Consider the following 17,888-nt stretch of genomic DNA (forward strand, 5'->3'; position numbering starts at 1 on the left):
CTTTCGAAATGACAGTCAGTACGGTCATCGGGGTTCCGAATGACCAGCCTCGGCGAGAGAATGAGCGGGAAAGGAGATCCACCGTGCTCGCTTCGTTCGCCCGCCCCGTCTCGGCCCTGCTCGCCAAGCTGCGGATCGACCCGTTCATCGCCCTGATCCTCGTCACCGTAGGCATCGCCTCGCTGCTGCCGGCGTCCGGCGGCGTCGCGACCGGATTCGGCGTAGCGACGAAGATCGCGGTCGGACTGCTGTTCTTCCTTTACGGCGCACGGCTTTCCAGTCAGGAAGCGGTCGAGGGGATGCGGCACTGGCGGTTGCACGTCACTGTGCTCTGCGCCACGTTCGCGCTGTTCCCGTTGCTGGGGCTGGCGACGTCGTTCCTCTCCCCCGGGCTGCTGACGACCCCGCTGTACACCGGCGTGCTGTTCCTCTGCCTGCTGCCGTCCACTGTGCAATCGTCGATCGCGTTCACGTCGATCGCGAAGGGCAACGTCGCGGCGGCGATCTGCAGCGCGTCGCTGTCCAACCTGCTCGGCATCGTGCTGACGCCGCTGCTCGTCGCGCTGCTGCTGGCCACCGACGGCCCGGGCGTGAGCGGTTCGGCGGTGCTGGACATCGTGCTGCAGCTGCTGGTGCCGTTCGTGGCCGGGCAGCTGGCGCGCCGCTGGATCGGCGGATGGGTGTCGCGGAATTCCGCGCCGCTGAAGATCGTCGACCGCGGTTCGATCCTGCTGGTGGTCTACACCGCGTTCAGCGAGGGGATGACCGAGGGCATCTGGCACCAGCTGGAAATCGGCCCGCTGCTCGTGCTGGTCGCGGTCTGCGGCGTCCTGCTGGCCGCGGTGCTGGGCGTGACCAGCGGCGGCGCACGGCTGCTCGGCTTCGACCGCGCGGACCGGATCACGATCATGTTCTGCGGTTCGAAGAAGAGCCTCGCGAGCGGCCTGCCGATGGCGACGGTGCTGTTCGGGCACGCCGAGGTCGGGCTGATCGTGCTGCCGCTGATGCTGTTCCACCAGATCCAGCTGATCGTGTGCGCGGCGATGGCGCGCCGGTACGCGAGGCAGGCCGCGGCGTTGGAGCCGGAGGAGCTCGCGGCGGTCGGCTGAGGCTGGGTGGCGGGTGGTCCGTGAGGGGAACCTTCACGGACTCTGATTCCTTCAGGGTTCCCCTCACGGACCTTCAGATACCGCCATGCGGACATCAATCGGGCAATTCGGCAGTTCTGGCGTACTTTGTGGACGGTCAGCAGGTTGAGCTTTAAGTCCCGGGCGTTGGCCGGAACGCGCGCGCACGACTGCCGAAAGCCCGGTCACTCGCGCAGCCCGATCGCGTCGACCTGCCGGGCCCGCAGCGCGAACCTCGCCGGCACCAGGACCGACGCGGCGCCCACCAGTGCGGTCGCCGCGACGATCCCCAGGTACAGCAGCGGCGGGATGCTCGGGATCGGCGATCCGGTGAGGCCGAGGCTGACCGTGGCCAGCGGGATCAGCGGCACCGCCGAGCCCACCGCCACCGCGGTCAGCACCACGGTCAGCGCCTCGATTCGCAGCACCTTCAGCACCTGGTCGCGCGTCATCCCGACCAGCCGCAGCAGCGCGAACTCCCGCGTCCGGGCGAGCGTCGTCATCACCAGCGTGTTGGCCACCGCGAGGGCGATGTAGGCGAAGACCAGCACCAACGGCAGCGCACTGCTCAGCACCGAGGCCGTCGCCGCGTCGCGTTGTTCGTCGGACAGGCCTGCCTCATCAGACACAGTCAGTCCCGGGTATTTCGCGGACAGGCCCGTCAAAGCCGCTTCCAGGTCCGCCCCGGGACGGGCCCGGACCAGGATCTGCTGGTCCAGCTGCCGGACGCTGTGCACGAACACGTCCTCGTGCGCCAGCGTGACGTCACCGAATCCCATGCCCCGCTGGTAAATCGCGACGACGGCCGGGGTTGCCGCGAAGCCGTCCGGGAGGTTCAGCTTGATCTGGTCGCCGATGTTGACGCCGAGGGTGCTCGCCGCGCTGGTGCTGATGGCGACCTTTCCCGGGGCCAGCTCGGCGAGATTTCCCGAGGAGATCCCCAGATCCATCGTCTTGGCCGCGTTGTCGACGGTGATGCCTTGGGCCGGGAATTCGAAGATCTCCGGCGAATCGAGCACCTTCGTCGAGGCGAACACCTGCACCCGCGTTACCCCGGTCGCGGCCTCCACGCCGGGCAGTCCGGCGGCGTCCCGGACGGCGTCGTCCGGCAGGCCGCCCGCCGCGCCGGTGAGCGTGTACTGCGCGGTGATTCCCTCGTCAGCCTGGTCGGCCGCTGCGGAGGCGAGGGTGGCGGGGATGAACAGCTGCACGCAGGCGAATCCGATCGCCAGCACCAGCGGCCCGATCCCGGCGGCCAGCCGGCGCGCGTTCGCTCGCGTGTTGGCGGAGGCGAGGAAGCCGTATTCCTTGAACCGCCGGGTGATCGGCTTGGCCAGCACCCTCGTCGCGAACGCCGCCACCGGAGGCGCGAGGAGCAGGATCGCGATGATCATCACCAACCCGCCGCTGCCCGCGCCCGCCACGGCGAAAACGCCGGAGAAGAACACCGGGAGCAGCGACGCGGCCAACCCGAGCAGCAGCAACAGCACCCCGAGCGTCCGACGGCCACCGCTGATCCCCGGCAACTCGACCGCTGCATCGCTCAATGCCTCGACCGGGCGTACCGACGCGGCTTTTCGTGCCACCGCGAACGTCGCGACCTGAGCCGTCGCGACGCCGGTGAGCACGGCCACAAGCATGGGCAGAATTCCCACGGAGAAAGAGAAATCGCTCGGCACGACGCCGATCAGGACGAGCGCGCCACGTAAGAGCTGCGCGGCGAGAATGCCGGGCAGGCATCCGAGCGCCGACGCTACGACGGACAGCACCAGTGATTCCGCGGCGAGCATTTTCCAGATCTGGCGCGGGGTAGCGGCGATCGCGCGCAGCACAGCCAATTCGCGGCGGCGCTGGTGGACACTCACCGCGAGAGTGCTGGCCACGACCAGCATCGAGATCAGGATCACCGTGCCGCCGAGCGAACCCGCGATCTCCCGCAGAGTGCTGCCGGCCGAGGCGACATCGGGGTTTTCGATGCGGCTCCGGTCCTCTCCTGTCGTCACCTCCGCCTCGGAGCCCAGCTGGGAGGTCAGCCGGTCGGCGAGATCGTCGGGATCGACGCCAGGCCGCGGAAAGACCCCGACTGCGTCCACCCGATCGCCGCGCCCGGCCAGGCTTTCCGCTTCCGCGTCGGCGAAAAACACCGCCGGGGTACGGAGTTCTCCGTCCACACCGGACAGTTTCGCCACGCCGACGACGCGGTATTCGGCCGCGGCCTTGGTCGTCTGGATCCGGATCGCGGTCCCGGCGTCCTTCGCCAGCCCGGCGTCCAGCACCACCTCGCCGGGCCGCTGCGGTGCACGGCCGTGGACGAGATCGAACGGACCCAGCCGGGCGCTCGACCACGGGTGTCCGGCCGGTGTGGTGCCGTCGGTCGCCAGCACCGCGGGGAAGCTCACGTCCGGCACCACCTCGCCGACGCCGTCTGTGGCGGCGATCTTCCGCACGGTCTCGCGCGTCAGCGGCACCGGGTCCTTGAGCGTCTTGGACTTGGTCTTGCCGTTTTCCCGCACCTCGAACGATTTCGCGCCGCCGACGGCCACCGGGACCCCGGCGTACCGCTGCGGAGCCACCCCGGCTTCGACCCCGGACTGCAGGAGAATGCCGAACGCGGTGACCAGCATGGCCGCGCCGAAGAGAGCGACGAACGCGCCGGCGAACCCGGAGGCGCGCCCGCGCAGCGTTTTGACCGCGAGTTCGAGCATCGCTCACCACTCCCCGAGCGTGGTCATCCGCTCGGCCACGCGGTCCGGGGACGGCTCGGTCATCTCGTCGGCGAGCGCGCCGTCCGCGAGGAAGACCACGCGGTGCGCGTGCGAGGCGGCCACCGGATCGTGCGTCACCATGATCACCGTCTGGCCGGTCTCGTCCACGAGCTGCCGCAGCAGTTCGAGCACCTGACGGCCGGTCCGGGTGTCGAGCGCGCCGGTCGGCTCGTCGGCGAACACCACCTCCGGCCGCGGCGCGAGCGCGCGGGCGATCGCGACCCGCTGCTGCTGGCCGCCGGACAGCTGGGCCGGGTGCCGGTCGAGCCGCCCGGCGAGCCCGACCCGCCGCACGACCTCCTCCAGCCAGGCCTGATCGGGAGCCAGCCCGGCCATCCGCATCGGGAGCGAGATGTTGTCCGCGACGGTCAGCGACGCCAGCAGGTTGTAGGCCTGGAAGACGAACCCGGCCCGCTCGCGGCGGAGCACGGTCAGCCCGGTCTCGTCCAGCCCGGCCAGGTCCGTGCCGCCGAGCAGCACCGTCCCGCTGGACGGCCGGTCGAGCCCGGCGGCGCAGTGCAGGAAGGTGCTCTTGCCCGCGCCGGACGGGCCCATCACCGCGGTGAACGATCCCCGTCCGAACTGGACGGTGAGGTCGCGCAACGCGGTCACCTGGCCCGCGCCGGAACCGTAGGTCTTGCACACCGACCGCAGCGAGACCACGTCGTCCGGCGGTGCTCCGGTCCCGGCCGGTGCCGGGCGTTGCCGTTTCTCGCGTGCCACTTCGTCCTCCGGGTGCTCGTGCTCCTCCCGGACGCTACGGATCCGGGATCCCGCCGGACAGCACGTATCCTGCAGGTCCCAGGTGCAGAAAACTGCACCTGCCGAGCGAATCCCCGGGGGACGGATGCAGCCGGTGGCCGCGGACCGGTTCAGCGTCCGGGACTACGTCGCCGGGTTCGGCGTGTCCTTCCGGTACCTCGCCGTCGGCGCCGCGGCCGGTCTCGCCGGTCTGTTGCTGTGCTGGCTGACGGCGGGCAGCCTGCTGCTGAGCCTGGCCGGAATCGGGCTGCCGCTGCTGGTCCTGCTCGTCCCGCTGCTGCGCCGGTTCGCCCGCGCGCAACGGAAACGGGTCGAACGGCTGCTGGGCACGCCGGTCGGCGAGAAGTACGCGGTGCCCCGCTCGCCGCTCGGGGTGCTCAAGGACCGCGCGGTCTGGAAGGACCTGGCGTTCCTCGCGGTCAGCACCGCGGTGGGCACGCCGCTGTGCTTCGTCGGGCTGAGCCTGCTGTCCGGCGCGCTCTGCTGGGGCACCGCACCGATCTGGTGGACCTTCCTGCCGCCGGCCGCGCATCTCACGTTCCAGCCGGTCACCAGCTGGGCCCAGGCGTTCGGCGCGACCGGCATCGGCTTGGTGTACGCCGCAGGGCTGATCCTCCTCACGCCGCTTCTGGCGCGCGGGCACGCGATGCTCACCAGGGCACTGCTGCGCCCGCCGCGCGGCAGCAAGCAGACCCGCCGGATCGAAGAGCTGACAGTCAGCCGGGCCGAGGCACTCGAAGCGCACGGTGCCGAGCTGCGCCGGATCGAACGAGACCTGCACGACGGCACCCAGGCCGGGCTGGTCGCCATTTCCCTGCGGCTCGGGTTGATCAAGCACGCCCTGCAGAACCAGCCGGACAACGCACTCGGCCTGCTCGACGACGCGCAGGAGCTGACCGAGCATTCGCTGGCGTCGCTGCGCACGATCGTCCGCGGGATCTACCCTCCGCTGCTGGCCGACCGTGGCTTGCCCGGCGCGGTGCAGGCGCTCGCGGCGAGCAGCGCGATCCCGGTCGAGGTCGACGTCTCGGGCACCGGGCAGGCCCCGGCTGCGGTCGAGGCGGCCGCCTACTTCGTGATCGCCGAAGCACTGACGAACATCGCCAAGCACAGCGGAGCCGACCGGGCGTGGATTACGCTCGCGGTCGGCCAGGAAAGGATCAGCATCACTGTGCGCGGCAACGGGAAAGGCGGTGCCGTGGAGAACTTCGGCACCGGGCTCGCCGGGATCCGCCGCCGGGTCGCGGCCTTCGACGGCAGCACCGAACTGAGCAGCCCCGAAGGCGGCCCGACGGTACTGCGGGCGGAGCTGCCGTGCGCGTCGTGATCGCCGACGACAACGCCTTCATCCGGGAGGGCCTGGCGTTGATGCTGTCCACGTTCGGCCACGAGGTGTGCGCCGTGCTGGAGCGAGGGCCCGACGTGCTGCCCGCGTTGCTGAAGCACCGGCCCGACGTCGCCGTGCTGGACGTCCGGTTGCCGCCCGGGTTCACCGATGAGGGGCTGCGGGCGGCCGCCGCGGCGCGCGAGGAAATCCCGGGCCTGCCGGTGTTGATGCTGTCGCAGTACGTCGAGACCGCGTACGCGGCCGAACTGCTGGCCAACGGCGCGTCCGGGGTGGGCTACCTGCTGAAGGACCGGGTCGGGCGGATCGAGGAATTCCGCGAGGCCATGGACCGGGTCGCCGCGGGCGGCACGGCGATGGACCCCGAGGTCGTCTCGCAGCTGATGGCGCGCCGGCGCGCGGCGAACGTGCTCGACGCGCTCAGCGCCCGCGAACGCGAGGTGCTCGCGCTGATGGCCGAGGGCCACGGGAACGGTGCGATCGCCGGGAAGCTGTTCATCGCGGAAACCTCGGTGAACAAGCACGTGGGCAACATCTTCGCCCGGCTGGGACTGCCCGCGGGCACCGGCGACCATCGGCGGGTGCGGGCGGTGCTCGCTTATCTCAGCGCCTAGCCCGATACGGCAGAAAGGTCGTGAGGGGAACCCTAGGGGAATCTGATTCCCTCAGGGTTCCCTTCACGGCACGCGACCCCAGCCAGAAAACCAGTGGAGCCGCGCAGCCGCGCTGATTACGCTCCCGCTCGACCAGTGCTGTCTAGGCAAGGACGTGCCGTTGTACCTCGCGTGAGGCATCCCAAGCTCTGAGCGCGCCGCGTTCCCGCGCCGCGCTTCTTCGTGCTGCGGAATTCTCACTGGGATCGGTGTACTCCTGTGCTCTGCAACTGGACAGTCCTGCCCACTCGCCTGCCGCTCGTCCGGCGCCGGTGCCACACCTGCGCGTCCGGAAGCTTCCGGGCCGGCGGCAAGTTCCGGGTCAACGCCAACCACAAACTCATCGACGCCTGGCTCCTCGTGCGCTGTACCGGCTGCGGGGAAACGGCGAAACTCACCGTGTTCGAACGGGCGAAGGTGCGCTCGGTCCGGCCGGAACTGCTGGATCGCCTGCACCACAACGATCCCCTTCTCGCCGCCGAACTGCTCCAGGACCCGGTCCTGCTGCGGCGCAACCGCATCGCGCTCGATTGGGCCGGTGCCTGGCGGCTCGACACAGGTGGTTCGGACCACCTGGACAGCGACGCGATCGACGTCTCGGTCGCGTTCGCCGCCCGGATCCCGGTCCGGCCGGTGCGGCTGATCGCCGAGGGCTGCGGTCTCGCGCGGGCCGAGGTGGAGCGGCTTCTCGCCGAGGGGAAGGTCGTGTCGGGCGTCCGGCTGAGCGGCAAGCTCTCCGGCGGCTTCGCCTTCACCCTCAAGCACTGAGGCCGTCCTTAGTGGACTGCTCGCATGAGCGCGGAACGCGAACCCGGGCAACAGCGGTGGCTGAACGGGCAATGCCGCGTAACCGCTCGCGGCGAAAAGCGTTGCCGCAGTTCACCACCCCCCAGGTGGAGGAGCGGGTTGCCCACCCGTCCGCACGCCGGTGTTCAGAAGGGAACAACGCGGCGACAACCCGTAGACCGGCGCTTACCGTAAGTCCGCAGTCTCCCCCTGCTCTTTCGTATCGGCCGAGCGAAGGGCATCCGCGGCGACGTGGGCGGCCTGGCATGCCAGTCCGTCATATCCGGAGAACCCGATCAGAGGAGAAAGCATGGCTTCGCAGGACGGCGCACGCGTCGACACCAACGTCATGCGCAAGGGCGCGCAGACGATCAGCGACACCGGCCAGAACATCACCGGGGTGAACCAGAAGGTCGACGGCACCATGCAGACGCTGTTCGGCACCTGGCAGTCGGACTCGGCGAACGTGTTCAACCAGGCCATGGGCCAGTTCGACCAGACGGTCCGCAAGATCGTGCAGAAGCTGGACGAACTCGCGCAGAACGTGCAGACCTCGGCGAGCGAGTACGACAGCCGGGACTCGGACAACACCTCCACCGCCAACAACGCCTCCGCGGTCATCGGCGGCGGCGGGCTGCGCGGCTTCTGATCCCCTTCCCTTCCACGAAAGGACTTTTCCGATGGCTTTGGGCCAGTTCCAGATCAGCTTCGCCACCATGCAGGACACCGTCGGGCAGGCCAAGCAGCAGTCCAACCAGATCACCGAGCTGCTCGACCAGATGAAGGCGGTCATCGAGGGCCAGCGCGAAAACTGGACCGGTGTCGCGGCGGACATGTTCCACGAGACCTACACCTACTGCCACCAGGCGGCGCTGACCCTTCCGCAGGCGCTCGACGCCGCCGCGCAGACCCTCGGCCAGATCAACGAGGGCACCTCGAACACCGAGGGCAACAACGCCAAGCGGTTCGCGGCGAACTGACTCTCGCCGCCCCGCCGCACCTGACCTGAAAGGAGGGTGAACCACAGTGGACGGCAACGGCAACGGGGAGCACAAGGACACCTCCTCGGACAACCACCAGACCACTTCGGACGACGGCAAGTTCCACAGTCCGGGCGACCAGGCGCCGCCGGACGTGAAGAACGAGTGGATCCCGCCGGGCGACGTCGGCAAGCCGCCGCCGGTGCCGGGCGGTTCCGAGCATCCGGGCAAGGGCGTCACGGCGGTCAACACCGAGGCGATGCGCACGTTCGCGAAGAACCTGCAGTCGCTCGCGGACGGGCCGCTGAAGGATCTGCCGGCGAAACTCGACGGCATCCAGCTGAAGCCCGGCGTGTTCCTGACGGCGCAGAGCAAGATCTTCACGCCGATCCAGGGCACGAACGCGCTGCGGGACACCACCCGCACCGCGATCCACGACCTCTGCAAGGCGCTCGACGAGGTGGCGGACGCGGTGAACAAGGCCTCGAAGGCGTACGACAACGCCGACGAGGTCAACAAGATGTCCGCCGACGACTACAACCAGTATTTCAACACAGTCAGCGGCCACATCACCGGCGCCGGTCAGAAATCCTGACCGGACGGGCGGCGGTCTCTCCGGGTTCTCTCCCGGGTCTCTCAGGTTCGAAGCGATCGAGGGAAGATGGCGGACGAAAACACCCACGGGTTCACCTCGGACGACAACGGGGTCTGGCCCGACACCACGCAGACCGGCAACCAGAACACCACTGGTGACCCGTCGAAGGATTTCGACGGCCTGACGTGGAAGCAGATCGAAGCGGCGATCCTCGGCGGCGGTTCGCTGTCGGGCGGCCAGGACAACCGGGACAAGGCCTACGGCAACGTCAACTGGCAGTCGCTTCAGGACGCGGCCGGGGTGTTTCAGGAGACGCAGCAGAACCTCGCGATGGTCGCTCAGTCCATTCAGGACCAGACCGCCGCCCTCGCCGGGCCGAACGGCCCGTGGAAGGGCGACGCGGCGACGAAGTTCAAAGACATGATGACCGCGCTGGGCAACAAGTTCTCCGATCTCGCGGACCGGATCGGCGACGGCGGCGGATCGAACAACGTGCCGACCAACCTGGTCAATTCCGCGGCCTACCTCAAGTGGGCGCAGGACACGATCCGCTACATCGACAGCTATTACGCCAGCCAGGTCCTCTCCCAGGGCAGCAAATACGAACTCAACGACGGGCGCGCGTACATCTCGCAGTTCCCCGAAGCCGTCGAGATGATGACGAACGACATGCGCAAGGTGGGCGGCCAGCTCGCGCAGAAGTACAACACGGTGCACGTCAACGCGGGCAAGACGACCCCGCCGCCGACTCCGGGCGGTGGCGGCGACAACCCGCCGAAGCCGCCTCCGCCGCCACCTACTCCTCCCCCGCCGCCCACGCCGCCGCCTCCTCCGCCGCCGGTGACGCCTCCGCCACCGCCGCCTGCTTCTCCGCCGCCGCCACCGGTGACGCAGCCGCCGCCTACCCCGAAACCGCCGCCGGTGTCTCCGCCGCCGGGCGGGGGCAATGGCGCGCCGCCGCCTCCGGTCAACAAGGCCACGATCCCGCCGCCTCCGGGCGGGGGCAACGGTCCGGGCGGGAACAACGTGCCGCCGCCGCTCAAGAACGCCGTCGTGCAGCCGCCGCCGGGCGATCTCAAGGGTCCCGGGGGAAATGGCACGCCGCCTCCGCTGAACCCTGCCGCCATTCCGCCGCCTCCCGGCGGGATCAACGGGCCCGGCGGCAACAACGTCAAGTCGCCGAACCTGCAGAAGCCTCCGGGCGGCGGCGGTTCGCAGCCTCCGCCGCAGGTCAAGCCGCCCGCCATTCCGCCGCCTCCCGGCGACAGCGCGGCCAACAACGTGAAACCGCCGCAAGTTCCGCCGCCGCCGGGAGATTCGGCCGGCGGGAACAACGTCAAGCCGCCGGCGGTCCCGCCACCGCCGGGAGCTTCGGGCAACAACCTGGGCGGGCACGTCAACCCGCCGTCGATCCCGCCGCCGCCCGGAAGCTCGGGCGGCAACCCCGGCGGGTCCGGCCACGTCGCCCCGCCGTCGGTTCCGCCGCCGCCGGGCGATTCCGGCAACCTGGCGAACAACGCGCTCAACCCCGCGCATCTGCCGCCGGGACTCGGCAACCCGCCGGGCAGCCAGCCGCCGGGCGGCAGCGGCATCCCGATGATGCCGCCGGGCGGCATGGGCGGGGGCGGCGGCCTGAACCCGCCGTCCGCCGAACGACCGGATTCCTCCGGGCTGCTCGGCAACATCAAGAAGCCGTGGCTCAGCCCTCCGCCCGACGGCATCGGCAACCCCGACGCGCACGGCGACACCCCGCCGCTCAGCTCGGCCAAGTGGGCGCCGCCGCCAGGGGCGAGCGGTGGAACCGGCAACGGCCCGGGCGGGCTCGGCGACAGCGGTCCGGGCGCGATCAAGGGCCTCGGCGAAAGCGACCTGCCGAAAATTCCGGACCCCGTGGGCAACCAGAACCACGAGCAGCAGCAGCTCCCGGGCGCCGGGACCCCGCCGATGGTCCCGCCGGGCGGCATGGGCGGCGGCAGCGGGCTGAACACGCCGTCCGCCGAACGACCGGACTCGGCCGGGCTGCTCGGCAACATCAAGAAGCCATGGCTCAGCCCTCCCCCGGACGGCATCGGCAACCCCGATTCGCACGGCGAGACCCCGCCGCTGCACTCGGCCGAATGGGCGCCGCCGCCCGCTGGCGTCGGCGGCGGTCCGGGCGCTGGCGGCCCGGGGCTTGGCGGCCCCGGCGTTGACGGTCCGGGCATCAGCGGTCCCGGCACGGGCGGCCCCGGTATCAGCGGTCCGGGTACCGGCGGGGAGCCGGTCGGCCCGGGAGTCAAGGGCCTCGGCGAAAGCGACCTGCCCAAACCGCCGAACCCGATCGGCAGCCAGAACCACGGGCAGCAGCAGCTCCCGGCCTCGGGAATGCCCCCGATGATGCCGCCCGGCGGCGCAGGCGGCGGGCTGAACACCCCCGCCGCCGAACGACCGGACTCGGCCGGACTGCTCGGCAACGTGCAGGAGCCGTGGACGGCCGACCTGCCCGGTGGCGTCGGCGACCCGACCGCGTCCGGGGAGACGCCGCCGAGCGAATCGGCTGAGTGGGCGAGTCCGGAGTCCGTCCGCGAGCACCAGGGACCTGGCATGCCGATGGTTCCGCCCGGCGGCGCGGGCGGCGGGCTGAACACGCCCGCCGCCGAACGGCCGGACTCGGCCGGACTGCTGGGCGACGTCCAGGAACCCTGGGCGGCGAGCCTGCCAGCCGGCATCGGAAACCCCGAAACCCCAACGGGCACACCAGCCGCACAGCGCACCGGCTCCCCCCAGCAAAGCCCCGGCATGCCCATGGTCCCGCCCGGAAGCGGCACCACCACGCCTGCCGCCGAACGACCCGACTCGGCCGGGCTCCTCGGCGACGTCCAGGAACCGTGGGCGGCGAACACCCCGGTCGGCCTCGGAAACCCCACCGCACCAGGCGAAACCCCGCCAAGCCCGGCCGCCGCCTGGGCACTGCCCCCCGTCCCGGCCCCGCCAGACAACGACGACCGTCCGGACGCCGCCGACCACCTCCACGCCAGCACCGAATCGTGGACCGGCCAGCACATCCCGCCGAACACCGGCTGGGCCACCGCCGGCGCCGCCCCGGACGACGTCCGGATCCCCGTCGTGCGGCCGCTCGACACCGAGGACACCTCCGCCTGGGACGTCGGCACCGCCGAATTCCTCCCCGCCCTCCTGCCCGTCGGCACACCGGCCGACGACCGGGCCGAGGAGATCCGCACCGATTTCGTCCAGCGCAGCGACGAACCGTGGCGACCGGCCGACGAACCGCTCAGCACGTACCAGCGGGTGCGCGGCGGACCGGCCGAAATCGTCCCCGACGAGCTGCCCACCTGCGGCGACGCTCCGGAACCGGCAGAGCCGGAAACCGTCGAGGAAGAGACCCAGGAAGAAGAGGAACGCACCATGGCCGATCTGCTGCGGCAGGACGACGCGGCCTGGGGCAGGCGGCGCGGGGCCTCGGGGGTGCTCGAATGAGTACCGAAACGGTGAAGCGCGGCCCGCGCACGACGGGCCCGGAAATGCCCGAGGGGCAGGAAGAACTGCAAGAACCGCCGGTGATGGCCGAACCGGCGGCGCGCGATTTCAACTCGCTGCTGATGATGCTGCCGATGGCCATCGGGTCGCTGGTGATGGTGCTGGCGTTCTCCGGGGTCGCGGGCAGTTCGCCGTTCACCTACGTGATCGGCGGCGGCATGGGCGTGTCGATGATCGCGATGAGCCTCGGGCAGCTGTCCCGCGCGGCCGCCGAGCGCAAGCGCAAGATGCAGGCCGAGCGGCGGGACTACCTGCGCTACCTCGGCCAGGTCCGCGACCGGGCCCGGTCGACCGCCGAGGACCAGCGGCACGCGGTGGCCTGGAACAACCCGGCGCCGGATTCGCTGTGGTCGCTCGCGATGGGGCCGCGGCTGTGGGAACGCCGGATCAGCCACGAGGACTTCGCGCGGGTGCGGATCGGGCTGGGCACCCAGCAGTCGGCGCTGGAGCTGGTGCCGCCGGTGACCAAGCCGATCGAGGACCTCGAACCGCTGTCGGCGATCTCGCTGCGCCGGTTCACCGAGACCTACCGCACGCTGTCCGGCATCCCGACCGCGGTGGGGCTGCGCAGCTTCACCAGCGTCGAGTTCGACGGCGATCCGGACGCGGCCGTCGCGCTGGTCCGGGCGATGCTCGCGCAGCTGGTCGCCTTCCATTCGCCGGACGAGCTGCGGCTGGCCGTGCTCACCACGGAGGCCGCGCAGGCGCAGTGGGACTGGGTGAAGTGGTTGCCGCACAACAACCATCCGGCCCTGCGCGACGCGGCGGGCCCGCTCCGGCTGCTCACCACCGACCACGACGAGCTGATGGACCTCCTCGGCCCGGACGTGGCCGATCGCGACGACCACGACAAGACCGTCGGGCCGACGACGACCGAGCCGTTCGTGGTGGTCGTCGCGCATCTGGCGACGATCCCGGAGTCCTCGCGGCTGGTCGGCGCGGGTCTGCGCAACGTGGTGCTGCTGGACGTCACCGGCGCGCTGCCCGGCGGTCCCAAGGTGCTCCGGCTGACCACCAAGGACGATCTGGTCGAGTTCCCGGCGGGCAGCGGCGTGGGTTCGGCGACCCGCGACGAGCTGTCGGTGACCCAGGTCGAAGGCCTCGCCCGGCTGCTCGCGCCGAAACGGACCAGCGGCACCCTCGAAATCGCCGACCAGCCGCTGGAAAGCGATTTCGGGCTGACCGCGCTGCTGGGCATCAAGGACGTGCACACCTTCGACGTCCCGGGCCAGTGGCGGCCGCGGGCGGCGCAGCGGGCGCGGATGTCGGTGCCGATCGGCGTGACCGAGGACGGCGAGATCGTCGAGCTGGACCTGAAGGAATCGGCGCAGGGCGGGATGGGCCCGCACGGGATGCTGATCGGCGCGACCGGATCGGGCAAGTCGGAGCTGCTGCGCACGCTCGTGCTCGGGCTGGCCGCGACGCATTCGTCGGAGATCCTCAACTTCGTGCTCGTCGACTTCAAGGGCGGCGCGACGTTCCTCGGCATGGACCGGCTGCCGCACACCTCGGCGACGATCACCAACCTCGCCGACGAACTGCCGCTGGTCGACCGCATGCAGGACTCGCTCAACGGCGAAATGGTGCGGCGGCAGGAACAACTGCGCGCGAGCGGCTACCCGTCGCTGTACGAATACGAAAAAGCGCGCGCGGCCGGCGAACAGCTGGCCCCGATGCCGACGCTGTTCCTGGTGGTGGACGAATTCTCCGAGCTGCTGAGCGCGAAGCCGGAGTTCATGGAGCTGTTCGTCTCCGTCGGACGGCTCGGCCGCAGCCTCGGCGTGCACCTGCTGCTCGCTTCGCAGCGGCTGGACGAGGGCCGCATCCACCGCGTCGAAGGCCATCTGTCGTACCGGATCGCGCTGCGCACCTTCTCCTCGATGGAGTCCCGCAGCGTGATCGGCGCGGGCAGCGCCTACGAACTGCCGCCGGAACCGGGCAACGGCTACCTGAAGCTCGACACCACGAACCTGGTGCGGTTCAAGGCCGCCTACGTCTCCGGTCCGGTCCCCGCGGGCAGCGGCGAGAACTCCGCGGCGTCCGCGGCGCGCGCCAGCCGTGAGGTCGTCCCGTTCCGCACCGAAGCCCGGCCCGCCAAGCTGATCATCCGCGACGACGAGCCGGAACCGGCCGAGAAGCAGTCCGATGTGGACGCTCTCGAAGCCGCCACGGCGGGCGGGCCGACGCTCGCCGACGCGTTCATCGACCGGCTGACCGGCGCGGGCCCGGCGGCGCGGCAGGTGTGGCTGCCGCCGCTGGCCGAATCGCCGAGCCTGGACTCGCTGCTGCCGAGCGTCACGCCGGACCCGGTGCGCGGCATGTCCGTGCAGGACCCGGCGCACTGGGGCAGGCTCCGGGTGCCGATGGGGATGATCGACCGGCCGTTCGAGCAGGTCCGCGAGCTGCTGACGGCGGACCTGTCGTCGGCGGCCGGGCACGTCGCGGTGGTCGGCGGGCCGAAGACCGGCAAGTCGACCCTGCTGCGCACCCTCGTGCTGGCGCTGGCGATGACGCACACCCCGCAGGAGGTCCAGTTCTACGGGCTGGACTTCGGCGGCGGCGGGATCATGTCGCTGTCCGGGCTGCCGCACGTCGGATCGGTGGCCACCCGGCTCGAACGCGACCGCGTCGTCCGGACGATCGAGGAAATCTCGCAGGTCATGGAAGGCCGCGAGACGCTGTTCTCCGAGCACGGCATCGAGTCCATGGACGCCTACCGCGCGCTGCGCCGCAGCGGCCGGATCGAGGACCCGTTCGGCGACGTCTTCCTGGTGGTCGACGGCTGGTACAGCCTCAAGAACGACTACAGCGAGCTGGAACAGAAGATCGGCGAGCTGGCCTCGCGCGGGCTGTCCTTCGGCGTGCACGTGGTGATCGGCGCGACCCGCTGGTCGGAGATCCGGCCGTATCTGCGCGATCTGCTGCAGACCCGGTTCGAGCTGCGCCTCGGCGACCCGATGGAGTCGGAAATCGGCTCGCGCAAAGCGAAAACGGTGCCGAACCAGCCGGGTCGCGGCCTGACCCCGGACGGCCTGCACTTCCTGGCCGGGCTGCCGCGGATGGACGGCAGCGGCAACACCGGCGACCTCGCCGCCGCGGCCAAGGCGGTCGCCGAAGAGGTGCACCTGTTCTGGCCGGGCGCACCCGCGCCGTCGGTGCGGCTGCTGCCGGCGAAGCTGCCGATGGCCCAGCTGCCCCCGCCGGACGGCGACCTGCGGATCGCGCTGGGACAGGACGAGCAGCGGCTGATGCCGGTATGGCACGACTTCGCCGCCACCCCGCACCTGCTGGCGTTCGGCGACAACGAAACCGGCAAGACCAACCTGCTGCGCGTGGTCCTGCGTTCGGTGCTGGCGCGCTACTCGCCGAGCGAGGCGAAGATCGTGCTCGCCGACCCGAGCCGCCAGCTGGACGCCGAGGTGCCCGAGGAATACCGCGTCGGGTACGCGACGACCACCGAGGCGCTGCAGGAACTGGCGCAGCAGGCCAGCGTTTCGCTCACCCCGCGCGTACCGGACCAGACCATCACCGCGGACCGGCTCAAGCGCCGCGACTGGTGGACCGGCCCCCGGCTGTTCTTCGTGGTCGACGACTACCAGCTGCTGACCAGCGGCATGGGCTCGCCGCTGGAACCGCTGCTTTCCTTGCTGTCGCAGGGTTCCTACATCGGGTTCCACCTGATCCTCGGCCGCAGCACCTCCGGCGCGATGCGCGCGCTGAGCGACGCGGTGGTCCGCCGCATCTGGGAACTCGGCAGCCCCGGCGTGGTGTTCTCCTACCCCAAGGAGGAGGGCAAGTTCCTCGGCGAAGCGGCACCTCGGCAGCTGCCCGCCGGCCGCGCGCAGCTCGTCACCCGGCGCGGCGTGAAGCTCGTGCAGACCGCGATCGCGGAAGAAGACCGGGCCGGCGAAACCCGGTCCCCGCTGGCGACGACCGAAAGGGGCGTGCGATGACCGCGTCGACCGGCGAACTGTGCCGGATCACCGTGTACGGGCCGCAGGGCAGGGCGGACCTGGCGGTGCCGATGTCCGTCCCGCTGACCAGCCTGCTGCCGGTGCTGCTGGAGCACACCGGCGGCCGCGAGGACCTCGGCGACGCCTGGGTGCTGCAGCGGCTCGGCGAGGAACCGCTGGACGCGTCCGGCACGCCGGAGTCGCTGGACTGGAAAGAGGGCGAGGAGTTCCATCTCCGCCCGCGCACGGACCCGTTGCCGGAGCTGGATTTCGACGACATCGCCGAGGGCATGGCCACCGCGGTGAGCCGGCATCCCGGCCGCTGGCGCCCGGAGTTCAACCGCGGCCTGTTCCTCGGGTTCGCGATCTTCTCCCTCGCGGTGCTCGCCAAGGTGCTGCTCTACCCGGGTTCGGCCGGGCTGACCGCGATCGGCGGCGGAGTGGTGTCGCTCGGGCTGCTCGTCGCGGCCGTGGCGACCGGGGTGCGTTCCGACGACAAGGCGCTGCTGACGCTGCTCGGGCTCGGCGGCTGCGCGTTCGCGTTCCTGGCCGGCGCGGTCGCGGTGGCCGGGCTCGATCCGGCGTTCGACCTGCAGGGCACGCCGGTGCTGACCGGCTGCCTGACCTTCGCGCTGGCCGGCGGCCTCGTGCTCGGCGGGCGGGCCGCGTGGTCGCCCGCCATCCCGTTCGTGCCGTTCGGCGCGGTGGTCGCGACCGGGCTGGCCGGGGCGATTTCGCTGTGGCTGCACCTCGGCGCCGGGTTCACCACCGAGCAGGCCGCCGGGCTGGTGTCCTTCGTGCTGGTCGGGCTGATGGTGTTCGCGCCTCGGATCGGCATCCGGTTCGCCCGCATCCGCGGTCCGCAGCTGCCGCGTTCGGCCGGCGAACTGCAGTACGACATCGAACCGATGCCCGCCGCGCAGATGGCGCACCAGACCGAGTACGCCGACGGCTACCTCACCGTCGCCTGCCTCGCCGCCACCGCGGTTTTCGTCGGCTGCTTCCCGTTCCTGGTCGGCCATGGTCTCTTCCCGGGCATGCTGGGCGGACTGGTCGCGGCGGCGGTGCTGATGCGCTCGCGGGCGCTGCTCGGCGTGTGGCAGCGGGTCCCGCTCGCCGCCGCTGGCGCGATCGGCCTGGTGCTGCTCGGATTGTCGCTGATCCAGCCGTTGCCGACGCAGTGGCGGGGCGCCTGTCTCGCCGGGCTGTGCCTGGTGTTCTTCCTGCTCCTGCTGGCGATGCTGCGCCCGCCGCCGCGCCGGCTGCTGCCGATCTGGGGGCACCTGGCGAACTGGCTGGAAACCCTCAGCGCGGTGGCGATGATCCCGATCCTGCTGCAGCTGTTCGGCGTCTACGCGTGGGCCGTCGGGCTCACCGAATAAGCG

12 protein-coding genes are annotated in these 17,888 nt (G+C 70.9%); 10 read left to right on the forward strand and 2 right to left on the reverse strand.

What is annotated here, in order from left to right:
* Nucleotides 1–83: 83 nt before the first annotated feature.
* A complete protein-coding gene (locus ACFSVL_RS38900; protein WP_378311892.1) occupies nt 84–1,109 on the forward strand; it encodes a bile acid:sodium symporter family protein in 1,026 nt (341 codons plus the stop codon).
* A gap of 203 nt (nt 1,110–1,312) precedes the next feature.
* On the opposite strand, the gene ACFSVL_RS38905 is transcribed toward ACFSVL_RS38900, so the two are convergent.
* Both ACFSVL_RS38905 and ACFSVL_RS38910 read right to left on the reverse strand, forming a co-directional pair.
* Nucleotides 1,313–3,832: an FtsX-like permease family protein gene (locus ACFSVL_RS38905; protein ID WP_378311894.1), complete on the reverse strand. Its 2,520-nt coding sequence runs from the start codon at nt 3,830–3,832 to the stop codon at nt 1,313–1,315.
* Nucleotides 3,833–3,835: 3 nt separating this feature from the next.
* Nucleotides 3,836–4,555, reverse strand: coding sequence for an ABC transporter ATP-binding protein (locus ACFSVL_RS38910; protein ID WP_378312448.1), 720 nt, complete (start codon nt 4,553–4,555; stop codon nt 3,836–3,838).
* Nucleotides 4,556–4,748: 193 nt separating this feature from the next.
* On the opposite strand from ACFSVL_RS38910, the gene ACFSVL_RS38915 reads away from it, so the two are divergent.
* The 9 genes from ACFSVL_RS38915 (at nt 4,749) to eccD (ending at nt 17,885) form a co-directional block, all read left to right on the forward strand.
* Nucleotides 4,749–5,981 carry a sensor histidine kinase gene (locus ACFSVL_RS38915; RefSeq protein WP_378311896.1) on the forward strand — a complete coding sequence of 411 codons (1,233 nt, stop codon included), beginning with the start codon at nt 4,749–4,751 and terminating at the stop codon, nt 5,979–5,981.
* Nucleotides 5,969–6,613 carry a response regulator transcription factor gene (locus ACFSVL_RS38920; RefSeq protein WP_378311898.1) on the forward strand — a complete coding sequence of 215 codons (645 nt, stop codon included), beginning with the start codon at nt 5,969–5,971 and terminating at the stop codon, nt 6,611–6,613. Before ACFSVL_RS38915 ends, ACFSVL_RS38920 begins: the two co-directional genes overlap by 13 nt.
* 258 nt (nt 6,614–6,871) lie before the next feature.
* Nucleotides 6,872–7,420 carry a DUF1062 domain-containing protein gene (locus ACFSVL_RS38925; RefSeq protein ID WP_378311900.1) on the forward strand — a complete coding sequence of 183 codons (549 nt, stop codon included), beginning with the start codon at nt 6,872–6,874 and terminating at the stop codon, nt 7,418–7,420.
* Nucleotides 7,421–7,748: 328 nt separating this feature from the next.
* Nucleotides 7,749–8,087, forward strand: a complete 339-nt coding sequence (locus ACFSVL_RS38930) for a WXG100 family type VII secretion target (protein WP_378311901.1) — start codon at nt 7,749–7,751, stop codon at nt 8,085–8,087.
* 31 nt (nt 8,088–8,118) lie between these two features.
* Complete coding sequence (locus ACFSVL_RS38935; RefSeq protein ID WP_009080578.1) at nt 8,119–8,418, forward strand: WXG100 family type VII secretion target; 300 nt, start codon at nt 8,119–8,121, stop codon at nt 8,416–8,418.
* A gap of 46 nt (nt 8,419–8,464) precedes the next feature.
* Nucleotides 8,465–9,013 carry a hypothetical protein gene (locus ACFSVL_RS38940; protein ID WP_378311903.1) on the forward strand — a complete coding sequence of 183 codons (549 nt, stop codon included), beginning with the start codon at nt 8,465–8,467 and terminating at the stop codon, nt 9,011–9,013.
* A 66-nt stretch (nt 9,014–9,079) separates the two neighbouring features.
* Nucleotides 9,080–12,490, forward strand: a complete 3,411-nt coding sequence (locus ACFSVL_RS38945; protein ID WP_378311905.1) for a hypothetical protein — start codon at nt 9,080–9,082, stop codon at nt 12,488–12,490.
* Nucleotides 12,487–16,503 (forward strand): type VII secretion protein EccCa, encoded by a 4,017-nt coding sequence (eccCa, locus tag ACFSVL_RS38950; protein ID WP_378311907.1) that lies wholly within the window; start codon nt 12,487–12,489, stop codon nt 16,501–16,503. Before ACFSVL_RS38945 ends, eccCa begins: the two co-directional genes overlap by 4 nt.
* Entirely contained in the window at nt 16,500–17,885 is a 1,386-nt protein-coding gene (eccD, locus tag ACFSVL_RS38955; protein ID WP_378311908.1) for a type VII secretion integral membrane protein EccD, read from the forward strand. The genes eccCa and eccD overlap by 4 nt, the downstream gene beginning before the upstream one ends.
* Nucleotides 17,886–17,888 lie beyond the last annotated feature (3 nt).

Source organism: Amycolatopsis silviterrae, assembly GCF_042684085.1.
GTDB lineage: Bacteria > Actinomycetota > Actinomycetes > Mycobacteriales > Pseudonocardiaceae > Amycolatopsis > Amycolatopsis silviterrae.

Bases quoted from the DNA above. Each gene is read 5' to 3' on its own strand.
- ACFSVL_RS38930 (WP_378311901.1), top strand. From the start codon at position 7,749: ATGGCTTCGCAGGACGGCGCACGCGTCGACACCAACGTCATGCGCAAG.
- ACFSVL_RS38935 (WP_009080578.1), top strand. From the start codon at position 8,119: ATGGCTTTGGGCCAGTTCCAGATCAGCTTCGCCACCATGCAGGACACC.
- eccCa (WP_378311907.1), top strand. From the start codon at position 12,487: ATGAGTACCGAAACGGTGAAGCGCGGCCCGCGCACGACGGGCCCGGAA.
- ACFSVL_RS38945 (WP_378311905.1), top strand. From the start codon at position 9,080: ATGGCGGACGAAAACACCCACGGGTTCACCTCGGACGACAACGGGGTC.
- ACFSVL_RS38905 (WP_378311894.1), bottom strand. From the start codon at position 3,832: ATGCTCGAACTCGCGGTCAAAACGCTGCGCGGGCGCGCCTCCGGGTTC.
- eccD (WP_378311908.1), top strand. From the start codon at position 16,500: ATGACCGCGTCGACCGGCGAACTGTGCCGGATCACCGTGTACGGGCCG.